We start from the raw sequence: 25,416 nt of genomic DNA, 5'->3' as shown, positions 1-25,416 counted from the left end.
CCGCCATTATCCCGCATCGCACGACCCGATGACCAACTTCGGTCGGCAACCCTTCGGCAACGCGCCTACGCAAAACCACCCAATTCGGCGATCAGTCGCCCGGAATTCCGCCCTCTGTTCGCCGGGACCCCGCCTTTTGCCGTTCATCGGGCCGTACGAGTTTGACGCACGTCACATTCCGCGGAAGCCGCCGGGCATCGTTGCGCCTGTCGGAAGCCGGGTGCTCTGGGGGATGCTGTGCCCATGTCCGACACCGTGCTGTACGACGTGACCGAGGGACTCGCCACCGTCACCCTCAACCGCCCCGACGCGATGAACGCGCTCGACACCGCCACCAAGGAGGCCCTGCGCGACGGTCTGCGGCGGGCCGCGGACGACCCGGGCGTCCGTGCGGTGCTGCTGACCGGCAACGGGCGGGCGTTCTGCGTCGGGCAGGACCTGAAGGAGCACATCGGCGCCCTGCGCGACAAGGGCGGCGACGCCCTGACCACCGTCCACGACCACTACAACCCGATCACGCTGGCCCTCGCGGCCATGCCCAAGCCGGTCGTCGCCGGCGTGAACGGCGTCGCCGCGGGGGCGGGGGCGGGGTTCGCGTTCGCCGCGGACTACCGGATCGTGGCGGACACGGCCGCGTTCAACACCGCCTTCGCCGGGATCGCCCTGACCGCCGACTCCGGGATGTCCTGGACGCTGCCCCGCCTGGTGGGCCCCAGCCGCGCCCAGGACCTGCTGCTCTTCCCGCGGTCCGTGAAGGCCCCGGAGGCCCTGGAACTGGGCCTCGCCAACCGGGTCGTCCCGGCGGCCGAACTGGCCGACGAGGCGCGGGCCGTGGCGCGGAAGCTGGCCGAGGGGCCGACGGCGGCGTACGCGGCGATCAAGGAGTCGCTGGCGTACGGGGCGGAGCACTCCCTCGCCGAGACCCTGGAGAAGGAAGCGGAGCTGCAGATCCGTTCCGGGGGGACGGAGGACCACACCATCGCGGTGGAGGCGTTCGTCGCCAAGGAGACGCCGCGGTACGTCGGCCGCTGATCCCCCGCCGGGCTTCCGGGGACCTCGCCCGACGCGGGCCGGGAGCCCGGCCCGCGTCAGGCGGTTCCGCGGAAGGCGCAGTCGGCGAGGTGGTCGTCCACGAGGCCGCAGGCCTGCATCAGCGCGTACGCCGTGGTGGGGCCGACGAAGCGCAGGCCGCGCTTCTTCAGGGCCTTGGACAACGCGGTGGACTCGTCCGTCACGGCCGGCACGTCGCCGTGCACCTTCGGCGCCGGACGCCCCGCCGCCTCCGGCGCGAAGGACCACACCAGGGCGTCCAGCTCGCCCGGCTCCCACGCGGCGAGGACCTTCGCGTTGGCCGTCGTCGCCCGGATCTTGGCTCCGTTGCGGATGATGCCGGTGTCCGTGAGGAGCCGCGCCTCGTCCTCCTCGGTGAAGGCCGCGACCCGCGCGATGCGGAATCCGTCGAACGCCGCACGGAAGCCCTCGCGGCGGCGCAGGATCGTCAGCCAGGAGAGCCCCGACTGGAAGGCCTCGAGGCAGATCCGTTCGAAGAGGGCGTCGTCGCCGTGTACGGGACGGCCCCACTCGGTGTCGTGGTAGGCGACGTAGTCCTCCGCGGACAGTCCCCAGGGGCAGCGCAGGCGGCCGTCCGGGCCCGGCAGGGCCGCGCCGTCAGCGGCCATCGCCGTGCTCCTGCGCGCCCCGGCCGCCGGCGGCCTCGTGCTCCTCGCGTGCCTTGTCGAACAGCCCCCCGTGCCCGGAGGCGACCGCCTGCGCTCCCGCCAGCGCGGACTCCAGTTCCGCGATGCGCGCGTCACGCTCGGCGAGCTCCGCGCCGAGCCGGTCCAGCACGTCGTCGACGTCCTGCATGCGGTAACCACGGGCGGCGGTGGGCAGGCGCAGCGCGTCGACGTCGGCGCGGCCGACCGCGCGGGAAGCCGGCAACGGTTCGTGCAGGCGGTCCGGCGGCGCATCGGCCAGCCCGCCGCGCACCGCGTCCCCACGTCCGTCCCCGTCGAGGCTGCCCACCACGGCGAGCGTGATCGCGGCGATCACCACGACCAGCGAGATCAGCAGGAACCAGAACACGGCCATCTCCCCGAGGTTCTTCTTCGTCGCTCCGCGGCCGTTCCGCGGACCGTTGGCAACGATCGTCCCACGCCGCGCCGACAGCTACCCTCGGCGGCGGGTACCCGAGCGGTGACCTGCGGTGAGCCGGGGCACGCGGACGTGCGCGGCTCGGCCGGGACGAGAGGAGAGGATGGCGGATGCTGCGCCTGGGGACACGCGAGTTCGGCGAACACGAGCCGGTGATCATGGCGATCGTGAACCGTACGCCCGACTCGTTCTACGACCAGGGCGCCACCTTCCGCGACGGCCCGGCCCTGGACCGCGTGGAGCAGGCGGTGGCCGAGGGCGCCGCCGTCATCGACATCGGCGGGGTGAAGGCCGGCCCCGGCGACGACGTCACCGTCGCGGAGGAGGTGCGGCGCACCGCCGGTTTCGTGGCCGAGGTGCGACGGCGCCACCCGGACGTGGTGATCAGCGTCGACACCTGGCGGCACGAGGTCGGCGACGCCGTGTGCGCGGAGGGCGCCGACCTGCTCAACGACGCCTGGGGCGGCGTCGATCCGCTCCTGGCGGAGGTCGCCGCCCGGCACGGCGCCGGCCTGGTCTGCACGCACGCGGGCGGCGCGCGGCCGCGGACCCGCCCGCACCGGGTGACGTACGACGGCGACGGCGGAGTGATGGCCGACATCCTCCGCGTGACCCTCGGTCTCGCGGAGCGCGCCGTGGAGCTGGGAGTGCGGCGGGACGGCATCCTGATCGACCCCGGGCACGACTTCGGGAAGTCGACCCGGCACTCGCTGGAGGCCACGCGGCGGCTCGGCGAGATGGTCGGGACGGGCTGGCCGGTGCTGGTGTCCCTGTCGAACAAGGACTTCGTCGGGGAGACGCTGGACCGGCCGGTGAAGGAGCGGCTGACCGGGACGCTGGCCACGACGGCGGTCTCCGCGTGGCTCGGTGCGCAGATGTACCGGGTGCACGAGGTGGCGGAGACCCGGCAGGTCCTGGACATGGTGGCCTCCCTCGCCGGCCACCGCCCGCCCGCCGTGGCCCGCCGCGGGCTCGCCTGACGGCGTCCCGGCCGACCGCGGCGCCACAGCGCCGCCGTACCCGCACCCGTTGCCCGGCCCCGTGCCGTCGGCCGGGCGCGGACGGCCCTGCGGCGTGGCGCGGTGCCCGCCGGGCGAACGGCCTGGTCACCGGCGAGGCGTCACGCCGTCCGCCCGGGCGTACCGCGCCACGGGGCGCGCCGCGAGGCGCTACGCGCCGGCCTCCTTCGTGACGAGGGCGACCGCCTCGTCGACGTCGTCGGTCAGGTGGAAGAGGTCGAGGTCGTGCGGCGAGGCCTTGCCGCTGCCGATCAGGTGGTCGCGCACCCAGGCGACCAGCCCCGACCAGTACTCCGACCCGTACAGCACGATCGGGAAGCGGGTGACCTTGCGCGTCTGCACCAGGGTGAGCGCCTCGAACAGCTCGTCCAGGGTGCCGAGTCCGCCCGGCAGCACCACGAACCCCTGGGCGTACTTGACGAACATCGTCTTGCGGACGAAGAAGTAGCGGAAGTTCACGCCGATGTCGACGTACGGGTTGAGTCCCTGCTCGAACGGCAGCTCGATGCCGAGGCCGACGGAGGCCCCGCCGGCCTCCAGGGCGCCCTTGTTGGCGGCCTCCATGGCGCCGGGACCGCCTCCGGTGATGACCGCGAAACCCGCTTCGGCCAGCCCCCGGCCGAGCCGCACCCCGGCCTCGTACTCGGGCGAGTCCACCGGCGTGCGAGCGGAGCCGAAGACGCTGACCGCGGGGCCGAGTTCGGCGAGTGCGCCGAAGCCCTCGACGAACTCGGACTGGATGCGCATCACCCGCCACGGGTCCTTGTGGATGAAGTCCGAGTCGCCCGTGGTGTCCAGCAGACGCTGGTCCGTGGTGCCCGCCTGGACCTGACCGCGGCGGCGCACCACCGGGCCGAGGCGCTGCTCCTGCGGCCCGCGTTCCCGCCCGTCGCCCCCGGCGGACGACGGGGCGCGCCCGCCGCTGAACGACGCGCCGCCCCGGCCGCCGGGCGACGCCCGCGCGGCGGCGTCGGCCGCGTCGCGCGCGGCGTCCTCCACGTCACGGTCCTCGGCCCGGTCCTCGGCACGCTGCACGGCGCGCTCCGCGCCCCGCTCCGGCCCTCGCTCGGGACTGCCCATGTCGTGCTCCCTCCGCCTGCGGTGTTCCCGTTCAGCGTACGCAGTCGCAGGTGACACGCGGTGTCATTCCCGGTGACGCGCCGCCGTCGGGCTCCTGCCCGCTGCGGCGGTGTTCAGGCGGTGAGCCAGCTGCGCAGCCGCTCCTCGCAGTGCAGGATCAGGCGGGTGTCGACCCGTTCGTCCCGCTTGTGGGCCAGATTCGGGTCGCCGGGGCCGTAGTTCACCGCGGGCACGCCGAGCGCGCTGAACCGGGAGACGTCGGTCCAGCCGTACTTCGGGCGCGGCTCGCCGCCGACGGCCTGCAGGAACGCCCTCGCCGCCGGGTGGGAGAGACCGGGCAGCGCGGCTCCGGAGCTGTCCTCCACGGTCGGCTCCGCGACGCCGCAGCCGTCGAACACCTCGCGGACGTGGGCGAGTGCCTGCTCCTCGGAGAGATCGGGCGCGTAGCGGTAGTTGACCTTGACGGTGCACTCGTCCGGGATGACGTTGCCGGCGACGCCGCCCTCGATACCGACGGCGTTGAGCCCTTCGCGGTACTCCAGGCCGTCGATGACGACGCGGCGCGGCGTGTACGCGGCCAGCCGGTCCAGCACGGGCGCGGCGGCGTGGATCGCGTTCGCTCCGAGCCAGCTCCGCGCGGAGTGGGCCCGCTCGCCTCCGGTGCGCAGCGCCACCCGCAACGTGCCCTGACAGCCGCCCTCGACCTCGCCCTCGGAGGGTTCCAGCAGGACGGCGAAGTCGGCGGCCAGCCATTCCGGGTGGGCCTCGGCGACGTGCCCGAGTCCGTTGAGGTGGGCGGCGACCTCCTCGTTGTCGTAGAAGACGAAGGTCAGGTCCCGGTTGGGTGCGGGGACGGTGGCGGCGATGCGCAGTTGCACGGCCACGCCGGACTTCATGTCGCTGGTTCCGCAGCCCCACAGCACGCCGTCCTCGTCCAGCCGGGACGGGACGTTGTCCGCGAGGGGGACGGTGTCGATGTGGCCCGCCAGCACCACGCGTTCGGCGCGGCCGAGCGAGGTGCGGGCGACGACGTTGTTGCCGTACCGGTCGACCGTCAGGTGCGGCAGGGCGCGCAGCGCCTCCTCGACGGCGTCGGCGAGCGCTTTCTCGTCGCCGCTCACGGAGGGGAAGTCGACGAGCTGCGCGGTGAGCCGCGCGGCGTCCTGGTGCAGGTCGAGTGCGGTGGGCGACATGGCTCCCACTCTAATCTCCGGTGTCGGCGGTACCTTGGTCCGCGTGTCCGAGAAAGCCGAGTCCACCCCCGCCCCGGCGAAGTCACGCGGGCGTCGCGGCAGGTTCCTGCGCGTGCTGGCCGCCTGCCTGGTGCTCGCGGCGGTCGGCGGCTATCTGCTGACCCAGTACCTCACCTCCGGCTCGGGCCCGGCCCGCTGCACGGTGACGGCGGCGGGCGGAAGCGGCGACGGCGCCACGTACCGGATGCATCCCGAACAGGCGGCCAACGCGGCGACCATCGAGGCGGTCGCGTCGTCGCGCGGGCTGCCGGAGCGGGCGGTGACCATAGCCCTCGCCACGGCGATGCAGGAGTCGGGGCTGCGGAACATCGACCACGGGGACCGTGACTCGGTCGGGCTGTTCCAGCAGCGCCCGTCGCAGGGCTGGGGCAGCGTGCCGCAGATCATGGATCCCGTGTACGCGGCGGGGAAGTTCTACGAGCACCTGGTCGAGGTCCCCGGCTACTCGCGGCTGCCGCTGACCGTCGCGGCTCAGAAGGTCCAGCGCAGCGGCTTCCCCCAGGCGTACGCGAAGCACGAGGGGAACGCGTCACTGCTGACGGGCGCGCTGACCGGCCGCCACGCGGCCGCCCTCACCTGCACGATGGGGCCGGGCGGTCCGGACGAGCGGCCGGGCGACGCGGACCGGGTGCGGGAGAAGCTGGCGCGCGAGTTCGGGCCGGAGGTGCTCGGCGAGGACAGCGTCGCGGCCGGAACCGGCACGGGCGGCGGGCGCAGCGCCCCCGGATCGACCGCGGCGGACGGCGCACGGGCGGGTGAGACTCGGCGGGAGGTCGTGCTGCCCGCGTCCGCGTCCGAGCGGGGCTGGGAGCTGGCGCACTGGGCGGTGGCCCAGGCCGGTGAACTGCGCATCGCGGAGATCTCCTACGACGGGCGGGTGTGGAGCGCCGAGCGCGCCGAGGAGGGATGGCGTCCGGTCGAGGGGGACGCCGGAGCGCCGGACGCACGTGCCGCCGCCGTCACCCTGCGGGTCTCGCCCGGCACGACGTAGCCGTGCCGGATACCCCGAGCGGCCGCGGATCGCCGGAAGACGCACGGGGGCACGGACGTTCGGGCGGCCCCCCGCAGGAAGGAGCGGCAGGCGCCTGAATCACCGCTCCGGCGCTCCCGGACGGCGGGTGCGACGCATTCCCCTTTCCGGTGCGGCACAGGGGCTGTGACGTTTCCGCCGCATTCTTCACGCGACCCCGTATCGCCCTTTTCATCCGATACGGATAGTGCGACGCGTTACCAATCCTTTACCTGGTCCGGCCGCAACCTTCGGCCCTTCCGGCGCGATAGGCACTGCGTCCGGCCGGGCATCACCGCCCGTCCCGACCGTATGTGAAGAAGCAGCATCTTCTCCGTCAAAGGAGCATCATGTCCCTCCCCCTCACGCGCCGGATCGCTCGGGCCGCCCTTCTCACGGCAGCCGGTGCCGCTTCGGTCGTCGGCGCGGCCGGGTCCGCGAGCGCCGTCGACCTGCAGCAGGCCACCGACCTGGGCGGGCTGAGCAATCTGGACACCGCGGGTGTCACCGAGACCGCGGGTTCCACCGCCGGCACCGCCGCCGACCTGGCCGGTGAGGTGGGCGGCGACGCGCTGGAAGGCGGCATGCCCACCGGTCGCCTGGTGAGCGACGCCGGCGAGAGCGTGACCCCGCTCGCCGAGGAGGTCGTGGCGGACACGACGGAGACCGCGAACGGCGAGCTCGGCCAGACCGTGCAGCGGACCGCGCACGACGTGCTGCCGATGGAGGACCTGCAGAACGGCAGCCTGCCGACGCAGGGCCTCACCGGCGACGCCCTCTCCGGGGACGCCCTGTCGGGCGACGCGCTGGCAGGCGGTCTGACCGGCGACCTGCTGTCCGGTGGCGGCCTGCCCACCGACGGCCTGACCGGCGGCAACCTGACCGGTGGTGGCCTGCCGCTCGGCGGCGGCCTGCCCATCGGCTGATCCGCCTCACCCCGACGGGGAGCGGCCCCGGACCTGTGCTCAGGTCCGGGGCCGCTCGCCGTCAGCCGTCGCGGGGGATCGGCCCCCGCACCGGTTCAGCCACCGAGCCGGGCCACCGCGGCCCGTACCCGCGCGTCGGTGGCGGTGAGGGCCACCCGCACGAAGCGCTCGCCCGCCGCCCCGTAGAAGTCGCCCGGCGCCACCAGCACGCCACGTTCGGCCAGCGCGCCGACCGTGTCCCAGCACGGCTCGTCCCGCGTCGCCCACAGGTAGAGGGACGCCTCGCTGTGCTCGATGCGGAAGCCCGCCGCCGTCAGGGCCTCGCGCAGCGCCGTACGCCGGGCCGCATACCGTCCGCGCTGCTCGGCCACGTGCGCGTCGTCCTCCAGCGCCGCCGCGGCCGCGGCCTGCACGGGAGCCGGCGTCATCATGCCGCCGTGCTTGCGGATCGTCAGCAGCTCGCCCAGCACGTCGGCGTCTCCGGCCAGGAACGCCGCGCGGTAGCCGGCCATGTTGGACCGCTTGGAGAGCGAGTGGACGGCGACGATGCCCTCGTACGTCCCGCCGCACACGTCCGGGTGCAGCACCGAGACGGGTTCGGCCTCCCAGCCCAGCTCCAGGTAGCACTCGTCGCTGACCAGCAGCACCTCGTGCGCGCGCGCCCACTCCACGGCGGCGCGCAGCTCCGCGGCGGACAGCACCTTCCCGGTGGGGTTGGACGGCGAGTTGAGCCACAGCAGGCGCATCCCGCGCGGGTCCAGGTCGTCCGGCCGGTCGTCGTGCACCACGGGTTCGGCGCCGGACAGGCGGGCACCGACCTCGTACGTGGGGTAGGCCAGGCGCGGATGGGCGACGCGGTCGCCGGGGCCCAGCCCGAGCTGGGTGGGGAGCCAGGCGACGAGTTCCTTGGAGCCGACGACGGGCAGCACGTTCCGGTCGGTGAGCCCGCGGGCGCCGAGGCGGCGTTCGCACCAGCCGACGATGCCCTCGCGGTAGGCGGGGGTGCCCCACACGGTGGGGTAGCCGGGGCTGTCGGCGGCGTCGACGAGTGCCTGCCGCACGAGCGCCGGAACCGGGTCGACGGGAGTGCCGACCGACAGGTCCACGATGCCGTCGGGGTGCGCGGCGGCGGTCGCCTTGTACGGCTCCAGCCGGTCCCACGGGAAGACGGGGAGCCGCTCCGCCACGGGCGACGGCGCGGGGGCCCCGGCGGAGAGGGAGGCGGGGGCGGTCTCGGAGGACACGTTCGGCTGCTCACTTCCAGGCGGTGGGCTGACGGTACGGCCGTCCGACGGGACGCCGGACGGCCGTACTGGAAACACCCCGGTCCCGTACGGCTGGACCGTACGGGACCGGGTTCTGCTCGGGGCGCGGGGACCGTGCCGGTGGCCGGCCCCCAGGGGTGTCCGGTTCTCCGGTGCGGAGCGCCGTGCGGCCGGCGGGCCGCGTACGGGTCGTCACCGCACACCCCGGGGCGCGCACCCCGGCGGAGTCACTCGTCGTGGCTCTGCGGGGGCAGCGCGGCGATGACGGGGTGGTCCCGCTCGATGAGGCCGAGCTTCGAGGCGCCACCGGGCGAACCGAGCTCGTCGAAGAACTCGACGTTCGCCTTGTAGTAGTCCTTCCACTCCTCCGGAGTGTCGTCCTCGTAGAAGATCGCCTCGACCGGGCAGACCGGCTCGCAGGCCCCGCAGTCGACGCATTCGTCCGGGTGGATGTACAAGGACCGCTGGCCCTCGTAGATGCAGTCGACGGGGCACTCCTCGATGCAGGCCTTGTCCTTCAGGTCGACACAAGGCTCCGCGATGACGTAGGTCACGCTGTCGTTCCTCCTCGGTAGGGCTGGCGGCCCGTGGTACGGCTCCGCCGCAGGGCGCGCGGGAGCGCGGCGTCGTCGATGCCCACACCTAGTATCTCCGTTCCCGGCCACGAGACGAACAGGAGGGGCGGGTAGAGCTGTGGAATTCACTGGCGGCGGACGCCTGGAAGTCCGTATCACCCCGGATGACGTGGGGAAACGGGTGTCGGTGCGCAGTTTGACCGGTGACCGGGTACCCGGCGCGCGGTTCACCGACACCGTCGGCGTGCTCACCTCGTGGACGTCCGGTGTGCTGGAGATCACACGACGCGACGGCCGGATCGTCGCCCTGCCGGAGGACGACGTGGTGGCCGCCAAGACGGTGCCCGCCGCCCCGGCACGACGGCGCGGCGTCCCCGCGGCGGGGGCGCACGAACTCCAGCGGGTCGCCGCCCAGGGCTGGCCGGCCCTGGAGACGGAACGTCTCGGGGAGTGGACGCTGCGCGCCGCGCACGGATTCACCAGCCGCGCCAACTCGGTCCTCCCCATGGGGGACCCGGGCACCGGACTCGACGCGGCACTCGAACGAGTGACGCGCTGGTACGACGCCCGCGCACTGCCCGCGAAGATCCAGGTGACCACGGGCGACGTGGACGACGACCGCGCGCTCGCCCGGGCGCTGGACGAGCGCGGCTGGACGGCGGAACGGCATGCCGTGCTGCGCACCGGCGCACTCGCGCCGCTCGCCGACCGGGCCCCCGACCCGCGGGTGCGGCTGCACCGGACGCCGGGCGACGCGTGGCTGGGCGCCTACCGCCGGGCGGAGGGCGCGGCGGGGGACGCGGCCCTACGCGTGCTGTGCGGCGGGCCGTCGGTCTGGTTCGCCACCGTGCCGGGCGGGGCCTCCGGCGCGGGCGCGGAGGAACCGGGCACCGGTCCGGTGGCGATCGGCCGCTGCGTGGTGGCGGGCCGCTGGGCCGGCTTCGCCGCCGTCGAGGTGACCCCCGGGCACCGCCGGCAGGGCCTGGCCACGGTCGTGATGGCCGAACTGGCGCGCCGGGCACTGCGGGAGGGCGCCTCCGCCGCCTACCTGCAGGTCGAGACCGGCAACGCGGCGGCGCTGGCGCTCTACGACCGGCTGGGCTTCGCCGACCACCACGCCTACCACTACCGCCGCGCCCCGCAGAGGAGCACGCCATGACGGGCCCCGACGACCCCCGGCGCGCGGCGAACCGCGAACGGTTCCGGGCCGCGGCGGCGGACGAACGCCCGGACCTCGCCCTGCTCTGTCTGCTGATCGGCGCCGAGGCGGCCACACCGGAGCACGGCGGGGCGCGGCCCGACGGACCGGAGCACGGCGGAGCGGCCGTCGACGAGGCCCAGATCGAACTGGACCGGCTCGCCGGACTCCTCCCCGCCCGCCTGCGCGGCAGGGGCGGTGCGGGCTCCCCCGGCGGAGCGGCCGGCGCGGCGACGGGCGCGGCCGACCCGCGTGCGTGGGCCGAGGCGCTGCGCGAACTGCTCGGCGCACGCGAGGGCTTCCACGGCACCCCGGGCGACTACCGGCGGCTGGACTCCTCCCTGCTGCAGGCGGTCCTCCACCGGCGGCGCGGCCTGCCCATCCTGCTCTCCGTCGTGTGGACCGAGGTCGCGCGGCGCGCCGGCGCCCCGGTCTACGGCGTCGGCCTGCCCGGCCACTTCGTGGTGGGCTTCGGCGACCCGCTGGGCGACCATGTGCTGGCCGACCCGTACGCGGGGGGCGCCCTCCTCGGCGACCAGGACGTCGCGGAGATCGTCGCGCGGGCCACCGGATCCCCCGCGCCGGTGACGCCGGGGATGCTCCGCCCGGCGGGACCGCTGGACGTCGTGCTGCGCGTGCTGAACAACATCCGGGCCTGGGCGGCCGCCCGCCCGGAACAGTCGGCCGTGCAGCTGTGGGCGCTGGACCTGTCGCTGCTGCTCCCCCACCGCCCGCTGCGGCTGCGGCTGGAGCGGGCGCGGCTGCTGGTGGAGCGCGGCGAGTTCCGGGCCGGGGCGCGCGAGCTGGAGGCGTACGCGGACGTGGCCGGCGAGGTCGAACCGCAGAGCGCGGATGCCGTACGGCGGGAGGCGCGGGAGGCGCGTGCACGGCTGAACTGAACGGCACGCGCGGAACGTCGCTCCGACGGTCCCGCCCGCATTGCGACCCCCTGGGGGCGCCCGTAACGTCACGGTAACGGTGCGTATGTGACGGCTTACGCAGACGCCGGTGCTGCGGCTGCGCCCGGGATGTGGAGAACAGCATGCGTCGCGCCCGACTGGTCGCCGCCGCCTTCGCCGGCACGGTCTGCCTGACCACCCTGGCCCCCGCCGCGGCGGTCGCGGCCGAACCCGTGGCCGAGGTCAGCCCGCGCCGGGTGCACCCGGGCGGCACCGTGACGATCACCGTGACGTGCGGCAAGCACGACGAGCAGGTCGCGTACCTGACCGCGTACTCGCAGGCGTTCGCGGAGGGCGAGGCCAAGCTGCGGCTGCTGCCCCGCGGCGGTGACTACGGCAAGCCGACCTACCAGGGCCGGGCGCACATCGCGGGCGCACACGCGTTCTCCGGGTCGGTCGGCTCCGACGGCTCCGACGGCTCGTCGGGACGTGAGGAGTCCTCGGGCTCCTTCGAGTCCTCCGGCTCGTACGAGTACGGCTCCGAGGACACCTCCGGGTCCGAGGGTGCCTTCGACGCGGAGGGTTCGTACCAGCACGACTCCGAGGCCCCGGGTTCCGCGGGCTACGACGGGGACGGCTACGGCTCCGACGGCGCCGCCGGTAAGGGCACCCCGGGTTCCGGTGACTCCTACGACCCGGGCGCCGGCCGCCACGGGAAGTCCTGGGGCATCAACGGCAGTTGCCCCGACGGCAAGGACTTCACCACCAGTGTGTTCGTCGAACACAAGCCGCGCGGCGGTGCGCACGCGGGCCTGGGCGGCGGCCGCGACGAGGTGGACACCGCGGTGGTCGCCGCCGGGGGTGCGCTGCTGTCGCTCACCGTCGGCCTCGGGGTGTACGTGCTGCGGCGCCGCCGGTCCGGGGCCTGAGAGGCTCCGGACCGACGGCGGCGGCACGGCGTACGCCCGTCCGCGCCGGCTCGCCGGCAGCGGCTCAGCGGCTCCTGCTCACCGGCTGCGCGCGCCGGTCACCTCGGCCACACGCTTCTGCGGGGTCGGCGGTGCCGGTTCGCGCAGCGCGTCGACCATCGCGGACGCGGCGTGCTTCGGTTGCATCGGCACGGTGCCGGCGCCCCCGTCGATCACCACACCGTCGAAGGCGGACCCGTAGGTGGCCTCCAGTTTCTCGAGGTCGATCACCGGCTGCAGCGTCCCGCCCGAGGGGGCCTCCATGATGAGGAAGGTGCCGATGGTCTGCTGGCTGAACGGCACCTCGACGCCGCCGGCGCGCAGCCAGACCCAGCCCGACATGGCGTCCTCGCCGAAGCCCTCGACGGCGGCCCGGAGTTCCTGCTCGCCGATCTTCGGCTGCTGGGTGCTGACCGGCAGCGTCACCGGTGCGGAGCGTCCGGTCGCGGCACGCTCGCGGTAGGCGTCCTCGATCAGCGTCGCCGCCTTGCCGACCTCGACGGCCTCGTGCGGTTTGCCCGGTACGGCCTCGGGCTTGCCGCCGGTGAAGACGACCCGGCCGTCCTTCCCGCCGTTGCCGTGCAGACGCCCGACGGCAGACGTCAGCTTCTCGTCGTCGACCTTGACGTGCGCGTCCACCACCCGGGTTCCGCCGAACAGCGAGCCGATCACCGAGACCGGGTTGTAGTCACGGCCGGCCGCCGCTCGCACGGTCTCGTCGGTGTCGATGGTCAGGCCCAAGGTCTCGGGCTCGACCTTCTCCTCACGGCCGTCGACGACCAGCGGGATCGGGTCCGTCATCCGGCTCTCGAGCGCGGCGTCCAGCGTGTTCGTCGCATCCTGCTGGGTCTGGCCGCCGATGTCCACGCCCAGCACGGTGGTGCCGTTGGGCACGTCGGCGTGGTCCAGCAGCAGGCCCGCGCCGTAGGCGATCGCGACGACGCCGACCAGGCTGACGCCGGCGAGCACCAGCTTCGAACGCCCCTTGCGGCGGCCCCCGTCACGGTCCCGGTCGCCGCGGTCGCCGCGGTCGCCGCGGTCCGGGGCGACGTCGGGGTCGCCGTTGCTCCGGTCGTCCCGGTCGTCGTCGAAGAGTCCGTGGTCCACCGGGCGGGGGCCCGGCGCGTCGGGTGGGAACACGCTGTCGACGGAGGGCACCCGGGGGATGCCGCTGACGAGGGTGTCGCTGGTGATCCGGTCGTCCCCGCGCGGGCGGGGCGGCGCCGGCGGGGTCGGCCCCTGCGAGTAGAGCGCGGAGGTTGAGCCCTGACCGAGCCCGGAGCCGGTGCCGGGCGCGCCGGGGTCGGGCGCGCCGGGGTCGGGCGGGCCGACGTCCGGGCCCTTGGGGCGGCCCAGCGCGCCGGGGCCGCCTACGGTGCCCGGAGCCGGGCCGGGCGAGGAGCCGCCCGGGATCGGCCGTACGGGCATGTCGCCGGTCTGCGGGCCGGTGGTGCGGCCGGTCGGCGGGCCTGCGGGCGCACCGGGGTCGAATCCGGACGGCGGCCGGTCGAGGAAGTCGGACAGCGCGCCGTCCTGTGCCCCGCCCGAGCCGCGGGTCCCGCCGAGGCCGCCCACCGTGGGGAAGCCGTCGGGCGGGGTCGCCGTGCGGCCGTCCTCCGCTCCGGGGCGCTCCGCCACCGGCGGCTCGGGATCCGGCGCCGGACGCGGCGGCTTGCGCGGCGCGAACCAGTCACTCGTGCCGCGGGGTGCCTCGCCGGAACCAGAACCGGAACCAGAACCGGAACCGGGGTCGGCACCCCGACCGGAAGCACTGCCTGCACCCGTGCCCGAGGCGGCAGCGGACGCAGCCGCACCGCCCGGCGTCGAGGCCGGCCCGGAACCGGAACCACCCGTGGAGCCGGACGCGGCACGCGCGCCGGGGCCCGTCCGGTGCGACGGATCGCTGTCGGGGGCGTCGCCTCCGGCGGCCCCGGCGTCGTCACCCTCGCCGACCGTCTTGCGCATCACGACCGGCGGGATCGGGCGCGATCCCGGGATGTTGATGCGGATGCGGGTCGTCAGCGTCGTCTCGGTCTTCGGTTCGTCCGCGGGGGCCGGTGCGTCGCCGCCGGCCTCCGGCGCGTCGGACGGCCGGGACGGCGCGCCGTAGGGCTCGGTGCCCGGCGCGTACGGAGGGCCGCCGCGCCGGTGGGGCCCGGAGGACGAACTGTCAGTTTCACGGCTCAATGCAGGTTCTCCCGGTTGGATGCGCCGCCCTTACCGGCGTCGACCGCAATCGACGCCCGCGGCTCGCCGGCGCGCCCCACCTTACTGGGGACGTCCGGCGCCAGGCCCGTGCCCACCGAATCGGCACATCCGGCGCAGCGTCAGCTCTGCCGCGCGCCGCGACGTTCCGTCGGCCGGCGGGGAGGCGCAGGCAGCGAGATGGTGGCACACAACAGCGCGACGAGCATCCCGCCGAACAAATAGGCATATGAGCTGAATCCGGTGCCGAACAGGAAATCGCCCTCCGCACGCGAAGAGGTCAGCAGCATCGCGGCGACCAGCCAGCCCGCGGCGGGCACCATGGCCCCGACCTTCGTACGCGTCAGCTTGGCGCCGCCGCCGAACGCGCCCGCCGCGCCCGCCAGGGCGAGCAGCAGCCCGCCCGGGGACCAGCCGCCCTGTACCAGCGCTCCCGCCGTGCCGACCAGCGCACCCAGCACGAAGAGGAGGGCGTACGCCGCCCACCGGACCGGGCCCGGACGGGTCAGCGCTCCCTCACCGGGGTGGCCGGTCGCGCCGGCTCCCCCGGTGCTCATGCGATCTCCAGACCGGCGAACAGGTCGTCCCACGGCCCGCCTTCGGGCGCGGAGCGGTCGGCGAGTCGGTAGTGCTCGGCACCGAACAAGGGCTGGCCGAGGTCGTTCGACAGGGCGAAGAACGGGCCGTCCACGGCGATCTGCGTGGCGTGTGCGCGCATGGCCGCGTTCTTCGCCGCCAGGTAGCGCTCACCGCCCTCGACGACGACCGCGACCTGGCCGTCGTCGACGACCCCCGGCACGTCGTCGGGGGTGGCGATGCCGGGGAACGGCATCTCGCGGCCCTGTTCCCGCAGCCGGGCGAAGCCCGCCTCCACGGCGCCGCGTGCGACACAGTTCCAGTAGACCCGGGCCACGGTGTGCGGCGGTCCCAGGTCGGGGCGGAAGTCCTCGTGGCCGGCGAGTTCGGCGCCGCGGGTGGCGACGCGGTGCGCCTTGATGTGGTCGGGGTGGCCGTAGCCGCCGTTCGGGTCGTACGTCACGAGCACCTGCGGCCGCACCTCGCGGAGCACCGCGACCAGGTGCCCGGCGGCCTCGTCGAGCGGGGCCTGCCAGAAGCAGCCGGGCCGGTCGTTGGTCGCCAGGCCCATCATCCCGGAGTCCCGGTAGCGCCCCTCACCGCCGAGGAACCGGTGGTCCCGGACGCCCAGTTCCCGCATGGCGGCGGCGAGTTCACCGATGCGGTACGCGCCCAGGGTGTCGTCCCGGTCCGGGGCGAGGTGGGCCAGCTCCGGCGGGATCACCTCGCCCTCCTCGCCGAGGGTGCACGTCACCAGGGTGACGCGGGCGCCTTCGGCGGCGTACCGGGCCATGGTCGCGCCGTTGTTGATCGACTCGTCGTCCGGGTGCGCGTGCACCAGCAGCAGACGGCGCTCGGGAGCATCGGTCATGCCCCCGAGCCTACGACCCGGCGCCCGTCGTCGGCGCTCCCGCCCCGGAGAGGAGACGCCCGGGGAGCGCGGACGGCGTCAGAAACTGATGTCCCCGAGCATCCCGGCGACGTTCGAGGTGACCTGCTCGATGGTCGGCGCGATGGACGAGCTGGAGAGGTAGAAACCCAGCAGCATGCAGACCACCGCGTGCCCGGCCTTGAGGCCGGATTTCTTGACGAGCAGAACCACGATGATCGCCAGCAGCACCACCGCCGAAATCGAGAGTGCCACGGCGGTTCACCTCCCAAGTCGCGTGCGTCGGTTGCGGATGCACGGGCTACATACCCGGCACCGGTCATGCGCAAAGGATCATAACTATCGACCGGGGCGGCACGGCTCGTCGCACGGGTGCAAGACAGGGGCGCATATGCGATTTCGGCCAGCGCTCCCCCTAGGGGTGGCGCATAGGCTCGCCGTATGCCTACGACCTTTCCCCGGCAGCACGCCCGTACGGGCCGGTTCACCCTCGGGGTGCCCCGGGCCTTCACCGTCGCCCCGGACGGCACGCGCGTCGTGTTCCTCCGCAGCCGGAGCGGAACCGACCCTGCGCACGTGCTGTGGGTACGCGAGCCGGACGGCCGGGAGTACGCCGCAGCCGACCCGGCCGTGCTGCTCGGCGGCGCCGCCGAGGAGCTGTCGCCCGAGGAGCGGGCGCGGCGCGAACGGAGCCGGGAGACGTCCTCCGGCGTGGTCGCGTACGCCACGGACGCCGCGGTGGAACTGGCGGCGTTCGCCCTCTCCGGGCGCCTCTTCACGGCCGAGCTGCGGGCGGGCACGGCGCGAGAACTGCCCGCACCCGGCCCGGTGCTCGACCCGCGGCCCTCCCCGGACGGACGTCTGGTGGCGTACGTGACCGGTGGCGTGCTGCGCGTCGCCCCGGTGGACGGCGGCGAAGACCGTGCGGTGGCCACGCCCGAGTCGGAAACCGTGACCTACGGGCTGGCGGAGTACGCGGCGGCCGAGTCGATGCACCGCTACCGGGGGTTCTGGTGGTCGCCGGACAGCGACCGCCTGCTGGTGGCGCGGGCCGACGACGGGCCCGTGGGGCGCTGGTGGATCGCCGACCCGGCGAACCCGCACGAGCCGTCCGCAGAGCTGGCCTACCCGACGGCCGGGACGGCGCACGCCGAGGTGGGGCTGTGGCTCGTCGGCACCGACGGCGGGCGGCGCACCGAGGTGCGCTGGGACCGCGAGCGCTACCCCTATCTCGCTCGCGTGCACTGGTCGGCCTGCGGGCCGCCGGTGATCCAGGTGCAGGCCCGTGACCAGCGCAGTCAGCTCTACCTGTCCGTCGACACCACCTCCGGCGCCACCTCGGAGCTGTACGCGGAGGAGGACCCGACATGGCTGGAACTCTTCGCCGGATGCCCCGCCTGGACGCCGTGCGGACGGCTGCTGCGCATCGCGGACGCCGACGGCGCGCGGCGCCTGTTCGCGGGCGAGGTGCCGCTCTCCCCGGCCGGCCTGCACGTCCGCACCGTCCTGGACATCGGTGAGCACGACGTCCTGGTCGCGGCCTCCGCGGCGGGCGACACCGGGCGTTCCGACCCGGGCGACATCGGCGTCCACCGCATCCCGTTCGACGGCGACCGCGACGGCGGGGGCGGGGGCCTACGGCGGCTGGCGGTGGACACCGGCCCGCACGTCGCCTCGGCGGTCCGCGGCGGCGACACCGTCGTCCTCACCTCGGCCGCCCTCGACCACCACGGCAACCGGGTGCACGTGCTCCGGCTGCGGGAGGACGGCACCCTCGAGGAGCGGGGCACCGTCCCCTCCCTCGCCGAAGAGCCCGTGCTCACGGCCGCCCCGCTGCTGGCGCACGTCGGCAAGCGGGAGATCCCGACCGCGCTGCTGCTGCCCACCGGCCACCGGCACGGCGACGGGCCGCTGCCCGTCCTGCTCGATCCGTACGGCGGCCCGCACGGCCAGCGGGTCACCGCGGCCCGGAACGCGTACCTGACCTCGCAGTGGTTCGCCGACCAGGGGTTCGCCGTGGTCGTCGCCGACGGCCGCGGCACCCCCGGCCACTCCCCCGCCTGGGAGAAGGCGATCTCCCGGCAGGTCCTGGACGTCGTGCTGGAGGACCAGATCGACGCCCTGTACGCGCTGGCGGAGGCCCGCCCGTCGCTGCTGGACCTGAGCCGGGTGGGCATCCGCGGCTGGTCGTTCGGCGGCTGGCTCGCGGCCATGGCGGTGCTGCGCCGCCCCGACGTCTTCCACACCGCCGTCGCCGGCGCCCCGGTCACCGACCAGCGGCTCTACGAGGCGCACTACATCGAGCGGTACTACGGCACGCCGCAGGACGACCCGGAGGTCTACCGGCACAACTCCGCGGTCGCCGACGACGGTCTGGTCGAGCCGGCCGGGCCGCACCGCCCGCTGCTGCTCGTGCACGGCCTCGCGGACGACAACGTGGTCGCCGCCCACACGCTGCGGCTGTCCTCGGCCCTGCTGGCCGCGGGACGCCCGCACGAGGTCCTGCCGCTGTCCGGCGTCACCCACATGACCCCGCAGGAACAGGTCGCCGAGAACCTGCTGCTGTTCCAGGTGGCGTTCCTGAAGCGGACCCTCGGCATGGACTGACCGGCGCCCGGACGCGACCGGCACCGGACGCGACCGTGCCCGCCACGACCAGGTCGTGGCGGGCACGGGTCAGCGGATGTGTGACGGCGTCACGGCATCTTCTTCGGGGTCTCCGTCTCGGCGCGCTCCTCGACCATCTCGCGCTCCTCCTCCGGAGTCACCAACTCGTCGGTCCGGCGCCGGGCGCCCCCGCCGGTCATCACGACGTCCTCGCCATGGGCGAGGATGGTGGGCTCCTCCGGGAAGTGGCACGCGGTCAGGTGACCGTCGTGGTTCCCGGAGATCTGCACCAGCGGCGGCTCGTCGGTGGCGCACTTGTCCTGCGCCTTCCAGCAGCGGGTGCGGAAGCGGCAGCCCGACGGCGGGTCGATGGGCGACGGTACGTCGCCGGCCAGGCGGATCCGCTCGCGCTGCTCCTCCTCATCCTCGTCCAGCCGTGCCTCCGGCACCGCGGAGAGCAGTGCGTGGGTGTACGGGTGGCGGGGCCGGTTGTAGATCGACTCGCGGTCGCCCACCTCGACGATCTTGCCGAGGTACATCACGGCGACCCGCTGTGAGAAGTGCCGCACCACGGCGAGGTCGTGCGCGATGAAGAGGAAGGCGATGCCCATCTCCCGCTGCACCTTCTGCAGCAGGTTCACCACCTGGGCCTGGATGGACACGTCGAGCGCCGAGACCGGCTCGTCGGCGACGATCAGCTTCGGCTCGAGTGCCAGCGCGCGGGCGACACCGATGCGCTGCCGCTGGCCGCCGGAGAACTCGTGCGGGAAGCGCTGGTAGTGCTCGGGGTTGAGACCGACGGTCTCCAGCAGCTCCCGGACGCGCTTCTCGCGGCCGCCGGGCGGGTTGATCCCGTTGACCTCCATCGGGCCGCCGATGATGGTGCCCACGGTGTGCCGGGGGTTCAGCGACGACTGCGGGTCCTGGAAGATCATCTGGATCTCGGACCGGATCGGCGCCATCTGGCGTCGCGAGTAGTTCGCGATGTCCGTGCCCTGGTAACGGATCTCGCCGGCGGTGGAGTCGAGCAGCCGGGTCAGCAGGCGGCCCGTGGTGGACTTGCCGCAGCCGGACTCGCCCACCAGGCCGAAGCTCTCGCCCTCGTGCACGGTGAGGTCGACGCCGTCGACGGCCTGGACGTGGCCGACGGTGCGCCGGATGGGGAAGCCGCCCTTGATCGGGAAGTGCTTCTTCAGTCCCTTGACTTCCAGCAGGGGCGCGCCGGTCTGTGGCGCCGCGCCCTCCGTCTTCGTCAGGGTGAGTTCCTCGCTCATGTTCCGTTCTCCCTAGACCAGCCGCGGCTTGATCTGCTCGACGAAGAAGGTCTGCTTCTGCTCCGGCGTCAGGTGGCAGGCCGCGCCGCGTCCCTCGGGGAGCGGCGGCCGGTCCGCGGTGCAGGAGGCACCGGTGACGTGGCCCTGGAAGTCGCACCGGGGGTTGAAGTGGCAGCCGGGCGGCGGGTTGAGCAGGCTCGGCGGCGTGCCCTCGATCGGGACGAGCTCCTCGTCCACGTTCGAGGTGATGCGCGGCATCGAGCTGAGCAGGCCCCAGGTGTAGGGGTGCTGCGGCGCCCGCAGCACCTCCGCGGTGGTGCCCCGTTCCACGGCCCGGCCGCCGTACATCACCATGATGTCGTCCGCGACGTTGGCGATGACGCCCAGGTCGTGGGTGATGAAGACGATCGCCGAGCCGAACTCCTCCTGGAGCTCGTTGAGCAGGTCGAGGATCTGCGCCTGGACGGTCACGTCCAGCGCGGTGGTCGGCTCGTCCGCGATCAGCAGGTCGGGGTTGCAGACCAGGGCCATCGCGATCATGGCGCGCTGGCGCATGCCGCCGCTGAACTGGTGCGGGTAGTCGTCGACGCGGACCTTGGGGTTGGGGATGCCGACCTTGTGCAGCATCTCGATGGCCCGCTCGCGGGCCTCCTTCTTCCCCGCGCCCAGGTGCTTGCGGTACGGCTCCATGATCTGCCGGCCCACCGTGTAGTACGGCGACAGCGCCGTCAGCGGGTCCTGGAAGATCATGGCCATCTTGTTGCCGCGCAGCTTCTCCAGGTCCTTCTCGCGCGCGCCGGTCAGCTCCTGCCCTTCGAGCAGGATCTCGCCGGTGATCTCGGTGCTGACCGGGTTGTGCAGGCCCAGCACCGCCAGGTTGGTCACCGACTTGCCGGAGCCCGACTCGCCCACGATGCCCAGGGTCTTGCCCCGCTCGAGGTCGAAGGACAGGCCGTCCACGGCCTTGACGATGCCGCCCTCGGTGCTGAACCGGATGCGCAGGTCGCGGACGGAGAGGAACGAGTCCGCCCCGGTCGGGGGCGTGCTGTCCGCGGTTTTGGTGAGAGTGGTCACGGGTCGATCTCCTAGGCGAGGCGCACGCGCGGGTCGATGAACCCGTACACGAAGTCCACGAGGATGTTGAGCAGCAGGATGAAGGCGGAGGCGAACAGCATGACGCCCATGGTCATGGGCAGGTCCTTGTTGTTCACCGAGTCCACCACGAGGCGTCCGAGACCGGCGAGGCTGAACGTCGTCTCCGTCACGATGGCACCGCCGAGCAGGGCTCCGAGGTCGATGCCGAGGATGGTGACGATCGGGGTCAGCGAGCCGCGCCAGGCGTAGCGGAAGAACACGTACTTCCCGGACATGCCCTTGGCCCGGGCCGTCCGGACGTGGTCCTCCTGCAACTGCTCGATGAGCGTGGAGCGGGACATACGTGTGTAGTTCGCGGTGAAGATCAGCGACATCACGAACCACGGGATCAGCAGGCCGATGAACCAGCCGCCGAGGTTCTCCGTGAACGGCACGTACTCGGGGGCCGGCAGCAGGCCGGTGCTGTAGACCAGGAGTCCGACCACGATCGGGCCGATGAAGTAGATCTGCAGCGAGCTGAGCACCAGCGACGCGGAGCTGAAGGACTTGTCGATCAGCGTGCCCTTCTTGCGGGCGGCGATCATGCCGGCGCCGATGCCGAGGGTCAGGAAGACCACCAGGCCGCCGAGGGTCAGCGAGACGGTCAGCGGGAGGCGGTCGATGATCGTGTCCCAGACCATGCGCTGGTCGTTGAAGGAGACTCCGAAGCACGGAGCGTCGCAGTGGCCGACGTCGAAGCTGCGGCCGGCGACGATGCCCTTCATGAACTCCCAGAACTGCACGGGGATGGGCTGGTCGAGCCCCATCTGCTTCTCGATCAGGGCGACGTTCTCCGGCGTGCAGTTCTTGCCGCAGGCCAGCAGGGCCGGGTTCTGCGGGATCGCGAAGAAGATGAAGAACGTGAACGCACTGATGAGGAAGAGAATCACGAGGCCGCCGACCGATCGGCGGAGAAAGAATTTAAGCATGTTGGTTCGCTGCTCTCGGCGCGGCGGCTACGACGGTGAAACGTGGGCTGAACACCCGGGCGGGTTCCCGGGGGCCTGAGGCCCCCGGGAACCCGTGGTGAGGTGCTGTTACTGCTTGACGTACACCTGGTTCACGTTGATGTAGCTCCGGACGGTGCTGAACTTCGCGCCGCCGATCTTCGAGCCGTGAATCTGGATCGTCTTGGTGTAGTAGAGCGGGACGGCCGGGTTGACGTTCTCCACGATGTGGTGGTGGAGCTTGACCCACTCCTCGTTGGCCTTCTCCGGGTCCTTGATCTTCAGGATCCGGTCGATCTCCTTGTTGGTCTTCGGGTCGTCGATGTGCGAGTAGTTCGACGCGCCGTCGGCGATCACGTCACCGTCGTAGACCGGCGGGATGACCGTGGAGGGCGAGGACCAGTCCTGGCCCCAGCCGGTCATGTAGACGTGGAAGGGGTTGTCGACCTTGCCCATCTGCTCGTACCAGGTCTGGGAGTTGACCGCCTTCTTCTGGACGTTGAAACCGGCCTCCTCGAGCGCCTTGGCGATCACGACCGACTGCTTCTGCCGGATGTCGGTGTTGGCGAAGGCGTAGACCAGCTCCATGTTCTCCTTGCCGGCCTCCTTCAGGAGCTTCCGGGCCTTGTCCGGCTGACCCTTCGGGTTGTCCAGGCGACCGTAGGGGTCGTACTCCGGCTCGTGGCCGGGGAGCGTCGGCGCGAACAGGTTGCCGGCGGTGGCACCCGCGTACTCGCCGCCCTCGGGGGCGAAGATGGCCGGACCGGGCAGCGCGTAGGTGATGGCGTCGCGGACCTTCTTGTCCTTGATGCGCTTCATGTTCATGTTCAGCTGCCAGACGTAGGGCTGGTAGCCGGCGACGCTGCGGTCCTTGGCGTTGGTGACCACGTCGCGGAGCTGGGCCGCGGAGACGGCACCGCTGAACTGGAGCGCGCGCTTGGCCTCGCCCTTGTCCGCGAGGATGCGGCGGGTCTGGTCCGCGTCATCGTGGTTGAACGTGAACTTCCACTTGTCCGGGTAGGCGCGGCGGATCGGGTCGGTCTCCGCGTCCCAGTGCTCGTTGCGGACGAGCGTCATCGACTTGCCCGGCTTGTAGTCGCCGATCTTGTACGGACCCAGCGCCTTCGGGTTCTGGTCGTACTTCTTCTGCGTGTCGTCGTCCTCGGGAACGATCGCGTAGCCGGCCATCGCGAGCGCCTGCGGCAGGTCGTTCTGCGGCGCGTCGAACTTGAAGATGATCGTCTTGTCGTCCGGCGTCTCGATGACGCTGTCCGGCAGGTGGTCACCCTTGTACGGACCGTCCGGGAGGGCCTTGCGGTAGTCGTCGCCGGACAGCCACTTCTGGATGAAGGTCGGGCCGTCGAAGATGACCTCGGCGTACAGGCGCTCGAAGGTGTGGCGGACGTCCGCGGACGTGATCGTGTCGCCGTCCTGGTCCTTGACGCCGTCCTTCAGCGTGTACGTCCAGGTCTTGCCGCCGTCGGACACCTCACCGGCACTGGTGGCGAGGTCGCCCACGATGGTCTTCGACCCGTCGTCGTTCTCCTTGGTCGCGGTGAGACCACGGTGGATCAGCACGGCCAGGTTGCCGGCGTCGCTGACGTAGATCTGGCCGGGGTCCAGGTGGGTGAAGTCCGTCTGCTGGTAGACACGGACGGTCCCGCCCTTGGAGGAACCCTCGACCTCGTCGGCAGGGCCCTGCGAGGCGGCGGCGTCCGCATAGGTGACCGGCTGCGACTGCGCCTCGATGTCGCCGAAGTCGGTGTCCTTCTCCGGGTCGCTGGCGGGAGAACCGCCGCTGCATCCGGTGAGAATCAGTGAGCCTGCCGCCAGGGCGACTGCGGCTCCGCGCACTCTGCGCGATCGGATGAAACGCATGATGCCGAATACACCTGCCTGTCAGTTGGGATCCATCTACTGCCGGGTCGCAGCCGGTCAACCGGATGCGGGGGTGACAGCCCCCCGGAGGACGTCGATCAACGTCCGGACTTGGGGTCGAAGGCGTCCCGCACGGAGTCGCCGAGGAGGTTGAACGCCAGGACGAAGATCACCATGGCGATACCGGGGAAGAACATGTACGCGGGGTCGTACTGGTAGTAGTCCGCGGCCGCGGCGAACATCCGGCCCCAGTCGGGTGTCGGCTCGACATAGCCCACACCCACGTAGGAGAGGAACGCGACGGTCAGGATCGCCGAGGGCAGCATGTAGGTGGCCTGCACCAGGATCGGCGTCATCAGGTTCGGCAGCAGTTCCTTGCGGATGATCCGCCACGGGGAGGCGCCGGAGACCTTCGCGGCCTCGACGAACTCGCGCTCGCGGAGGGTCAGGGCCGAGCTGCGCACCAGGCGCGCCATGCCCATCCAGCCGAGCACCGCCAGCACGACGACGATCGCGCAGAACTGCACGTAGACCGGCGTCTCCTTGGTGGGCGGCACGAACAGTGCGAGCACCACCGGCATGGTGGCGATCAGGGTCAGCTGACCCGGCAGCGCCATCATGAAGTCGGTGATCCGGCCGAGCCAGTAGTCGACCCTGCCGCCGAAGTAGCCGCTGATCAGGCCGATCAGGATGCCCAGCAGGACCATCGGGATGGTGCAGACGAGCGCCGTGAAGAGCGAGGTGCGCATGCCGTACAGCAGCTGGGTGAAGACGTCGCGGCCCAACTGCGGCTCCAGGCCGAACCAGAAGTCGCCGGAGATGCCGCCGTTCGCACCGGCCGGGTACCCGAAGGCGTCCAGCAGCCCCGGGGTGTCCTGTCCGTACAGGTCGTACGGGTTCTTGCCGTAGACCATCGAGATCACCGGAGCCAGTGCGGCGACCACGAAGAAGGAGATCACCACGCATGCGGAGATCACGCCGGTGCGGTCGCGCTTGAAGCGCCGCCACATCAGCTGGCCGGGAGAGAGGCTCTGCTCGCCGCTCTGGCCGGCCGCATCCTTGCTCAGGCTCACTTCGCCGGTACCGGGGGTGTCGGTCTCGACGGAGGGCGCCTGGGTTGGACTTGTCATCGCGTGTTAGCCCCCGCGTTAGTGGTACTTCGCTGAACCCGTCTGAGTGGCACCGGGGTGCGCCTGGGGTTGAGCGGACTTTTGCAAGTGAATAAGTGCTCAGTCAAGAGGTGTTGGGGTTGGCTTATGAGCCCGGGGTGCATCTTGAGCGAAGATTGCGCAGATTGACGTCCCAGCGTGCTTGACAAAGGGCGATCGTAGTAGACAAAAACGGACGAACCTACGCGAAACGCGTTCACCATCTCGCAACGTGGCCGTCGCCACGCCGATATACGAACGTGGAGAACTGAACTCCGTACAGGCGTCTCCACAGTCTCTCCTGTTTCGCGACACGGATTCGGTCTTTCGCCTGCTCAGGCTACGCGGGTAGACCTCACCACCCGATCGGCGGCCGATGCGCGATCGAACAGAGGCAACGACGGACGCACAC

General features: G+C 72.5%; 23 protein-coding genes. 8 read left to right on the top strand and 15 right to left on the bottom strand.

What is annotated here, in order from left to right:
* The first annotated feature begins 243 nt into the window (after positions 1-243).
* Entirely contained in the window at positions 244-1,032 is a 789-nt protein-coding gene (chcB, locus tag RM572_RS04275; protein ID WP_311671917.1) for a 2-cyclohexenylcarbonyl CoA isomerase, read from the top strand.
* 56 nt (positions 1,033-1,088) lie between these two features.
* Here chcB and RM572_RS04270 read toward each other — a convergent pair whose 3' ends face one another.
* Both RM572_RS04270 and RM572_RS04265 read right to left on the bottom strand, forming a co-directional pair.
* On the bottom strand, positions 1,089-1,679 hold the full coding sequence (locus RM572_RS04270) for a DNA-3-methyladenine glycosylase I (protein ID WP_311671916.1): 591 nt from the start codon (positions 1,677-1,679) through the stop codon (positions 1,089-1,091).
* Complete coding sequence (locus tag RM572_RS04265) at positions 1,669-2,091, bottom strand: DivIVA domain-containing protein (RefSeq protein WP_027764475.1); 423 nt, start codon at positions 2,089-2,091, stop codon at positions 1,669-1,671. The genes RM572_RS04270 and RM572_RS04265 overlap by 11 nt, the downstream gene beginning before the upstream one ends.
* A gap of 173 nt (positions 2,092-2,264) precedes the next feature.
* On the opposite strand from RM572_RS04265, the gene folP reads away from it, so the two are divergent.
* Positions 2,265-3,134, top strand: a complete 870-nt coding sequence (gene folP / locus RM572_RS04260) for a dihydropteroate synthase (RefSeq protein WP_311671915.1) — start codon at positions 2,265-2,267, stop codon at positions 3,132-3,134.
* A 189-nt stretch (positions 3,135-3,323) separates the two neighbouring features.
* On the opposite strand, the gene RM572_RS04255 is transcribed toward folP, so the two are convergent.
* Together RM572_RS04255 and dapE are read right to left on the bottom strand one after the other, a co-directional pair.
* Positions 3,324-4,253, bottom strand: coding sequence for an LOG family protein (locus RM572_RS04255; RefSeq protein ID WP_311671914.1), 930 nt, complete (start codon positions 4,251-4,253; stop codon positions 3,324-3,326).
* 113 nt (positions 4,254-4,366) lie between these two features.
* A complete protein-coding gene (dapE, locus tag RM572_RS04250; protein ID WP_311671913.1) occupies positions 4,367-5,446 on the bottom strand; it encodes a succinyl-diaminopimelate desuccinylase in 1,080 nt (359 codons plus the stop codon).
* A 34-nt stretch (positions 5,447-5,480) separates the two neighbouring features.
* On the opposite strand from dapE, the gene RM572_RS04245 reads away from it, so the two are divergent.
* Together RM572_RS04245 and RM572_RS04240 are read left to right on the top strand one after the other, a co-directional pair.
* Complete coding sequence (locus tag RM572_RS04245) at positions 5,481-6,497, top strand: heavy metal transporter (protein ID WP_449657208.1); 1,017 nt, start codon at positions 5,481-5,483, stop codon at positions 6,495-6,497.
* 368 nt (positions 6,498-6,865) lie between these two features.
* Complete coding sequence (locus RM572_RS04240; protein WP_311671912.1) at positions 6,866-7,441, top strand: ATP-binding protein; 576 nt, start codon at positions 6,866-6,868, stop codon at positions 7,439-7,441.
* Positions 7,442-7,536: 95 nt separating this feature from the next.
* On the opposite strand, the gene dapC is transcribed toward RM572_RS04240, so the two are convergent.
* Complete coding sequence (gene dapC / locus RM572_RS04235) at positions 7,537-8,685, bottom strand: succinyldiaminopimelate transaminase (RefSeq protein WP_311671911.1); 1,149 nt, start codon at positions 8,683-8,685, stop codon at positions 7,537-7,539.
* Between the two features lie 248 nt (positions 8,686-8,933).
* Positions 8,934-9,260, bottom strand: coding sequence for a ferredoxin (gene fdxA, locus RM572_RS04230; protein ID WP_027764481.1), 327 nt, complete (start codon positions 9,258-9,260; stop codon positions 8,934-8,936).
* Between the two features lie 139 nt (positions 9,261-9,399).
* Between fdxA and RM572_RS04225 the strand changes: the two genes are divergently transcribed.
* From RM572_RS04225 to RM572_RS04215, 3 genes are all read left to right on the top strand, one after another.
* The gene (locus tag RM572_RS04225; RefSeq protein WP_311671909.1) at positions 9,400-10,440 is read left to right on the top strand and encodes a GNAT family N-acetyltransferase; all 1,041 of its coding nucleotides are present in this window, start codon (positions 9,400-9,402) and stop codon (positions 10,438-10,440) included.
* Positions 10,437-11,378 carry a transglutaminase-like domain-containing protein gene (locus RM572_RS04220; protein ID WP_311671908.1) on the top strand — a complete coding sequence of 314 codons (942 nt, stop codon included), beginning with the start codon at positions 10,437-10,439 and terminating at the stop codon, positions 11,376-11,378. Before RM572_RS04225 ends, RM572_RS04220 begins: the two co-directional genes overlap by 4 nt.
* Before the next feature lie 143 nt (positions 11,379-11,521).
* Positions 11,522-12,307 (top strand): hypothetical protein, encoded by a 786-nt coding sequence (locus RM572_RS04215; protein WP_311671907.1) that lies wholly within the window; start codon positions 11,522-11,524, stop codon positions 12,305-12,307.
* Positions 12,308-12,385: 78 nt separating this feature from the next.
* Here the strand turns inward: RM572_RS04215 and RM572_RS04210 are convergent, their stop codons facing one another.
* The 4 genes from RM572_RS04210 to RM572_RS04195 form a co-directional block, all read right to left on the bottom strand.
* On the bottom strand, positions 12,386-14,533 hold the full coding sequence (locus RM572_RS04210) for a peptidoglycan binding domain-containing protein (protein ID WP_311671906.1): 2,148 nt from the start codon (positions 14,531-14,533) through the stop codon (positions 12,386-12,388).
* A gap of 140 nt (positions 14,534-14,673) precedes the next feature.
* Positions 14,674-15,108 (bottom strand): DUF6113 family protein, encoded by a 435-nt coding sequence (locus RM572_RS04205; protein WP_311671905.1) that lies wholly within the window; start codon positions 15,106-15,108, stop codon positions 14,674-14,676.
* Positions 15,105-15,998 carry an N-acetyl-1-D-myo-inositol-2-amino-2-deoxy-alpha-D-glucopyranoside deacetylase gene (gene mshB / locus RM572_RS04200; RefSeq protein WP_311671904.1) on the bottom strand — a complete coding sequence of 298 codons (894 nt, stop codon included), beginning with the start codon at positions 15,996-15,998 and terminating at the stop codon, positions 15,105-15,107. The genes RM572_RS04205 and mshB overlap by 4 nt, the downstream gene beginning before the upstream one ends.
* Positions 15,999-16,076: 78 nt before the next feature.
* Positions 16,077-16,271 carry a hypothetical protein gene (locus tag RM572_RS04195; RefSeq protein ID WP_023527854.1) on the bottom strand — a complete coding sequence of 65 codons (195 nt, stop codon included), beginning with the start codon at positions 16,269-16,271 and terminating at the stop codon, positions 16,077-16,079.
* Between the two features lie 186 nt (positions 16,272-16,457).
* Here RM572_RS04195 and RM572_RS04190 point away from each other — a divergent pair, with 186 nt between their 5' ends.
* Positions 16,458-18,623, top strand: a complete 2,166-nt coding sequence (locus RM572_RS04190; protein WP_311671903.1) for a prolyl oligopeptidase family serine peptidase — start codon at positions 16,458-16,460, stop codon at positions 18,621-18,623.
* Between the two features lie 89 nt (positions 18,624-18,712).
* Here RM572_RS04190 and RM572_RS04185 read toward each other — a convergent pair whose 3' ends face one another.
* The 5 genes from RM572_RS04185 to RM572_RS04165 all read right to left on the bottom strand — a co-directional run bounded on the left by RM572_RS04185 (position 18,713) and on the right by RM572_RS04165 (position 24,986).
* The gene (locus tag RM572_RS04185; protein ID WP_311671902.1) at positions 18,713-19,897 is read right to left on the bottom strand and encodes an ABC transporter ATP-binding protein; all 1,185 of its coding nucleotides are present in this window, start codon (positions 19,895-19,897) and stop codon (positions 18,713-18,715) included.
* 12 nt (positions 19,898-19,909) lie between these two features.
* Positions 19,910-20,971, bottom strand: a complete 1,062-nt coding sequence (locus RM572_RS04180; RefSeq protein ID WP_311671901.1) for an ABC transporter ATP-binding protein — start codon at positions 20,969-20,971, stop codon at positions 19,910-19,912.
* Between the two features lie 11 nt (positions 20,972-20,982).
* Positions 20,983-21,960, bottom strand: a complete 978-nt coding sequence (locus RM572_RS04175; protein WP_136182548.1) for an ABC transporter permease — start codon at positions 21,958-21,960, stop codon at positions 20,983-20,985.
* A gap of 108 nt (positions 21,961-22,068) precedes the next feature.
* On the bottom strand, positions 22,069-23,856 hold the full coding sequence (locus RM572_RS04170) for an ABC transporter substrate-binding protein (RefSeq protein ID WP_311671899.1): 1,788 nt from the start codon (positions 23,854-23,856) through the stop codon (positions 22,069-22,071).
* 98 nt (positions 23,857-23,954) lie between these two features.
* Positions 23,955-24,986 (bottom strand): ABC transporter permease, encoded by a 1,032-nt coding sequence (locus RM572_RS04165; RefSeq protein WP_311671898.1) that lies wholly within the window; start codon positions 24,984-24,986, stop codon positions 23,955-23,957.
* Positions 24,987-25,416 lie beyond the last annotated feature (430 nt).

The sequence above is a fragment of the Streptomyces hazeniae genome (genome assembly GCF_031845485.1).
Taxonomy (GTDB): Bacteria; Actinomycetota; Actinomycetes; order Streptomycetales; family Streptomycetaceae; genus Streptomyces; species Streptomyces hazeniae.
The sequence above is the reverse complement of the archived record's forward strand: the minus strand, read 5'-3'. Positions and strand labels throughout refer to the sequence as shown.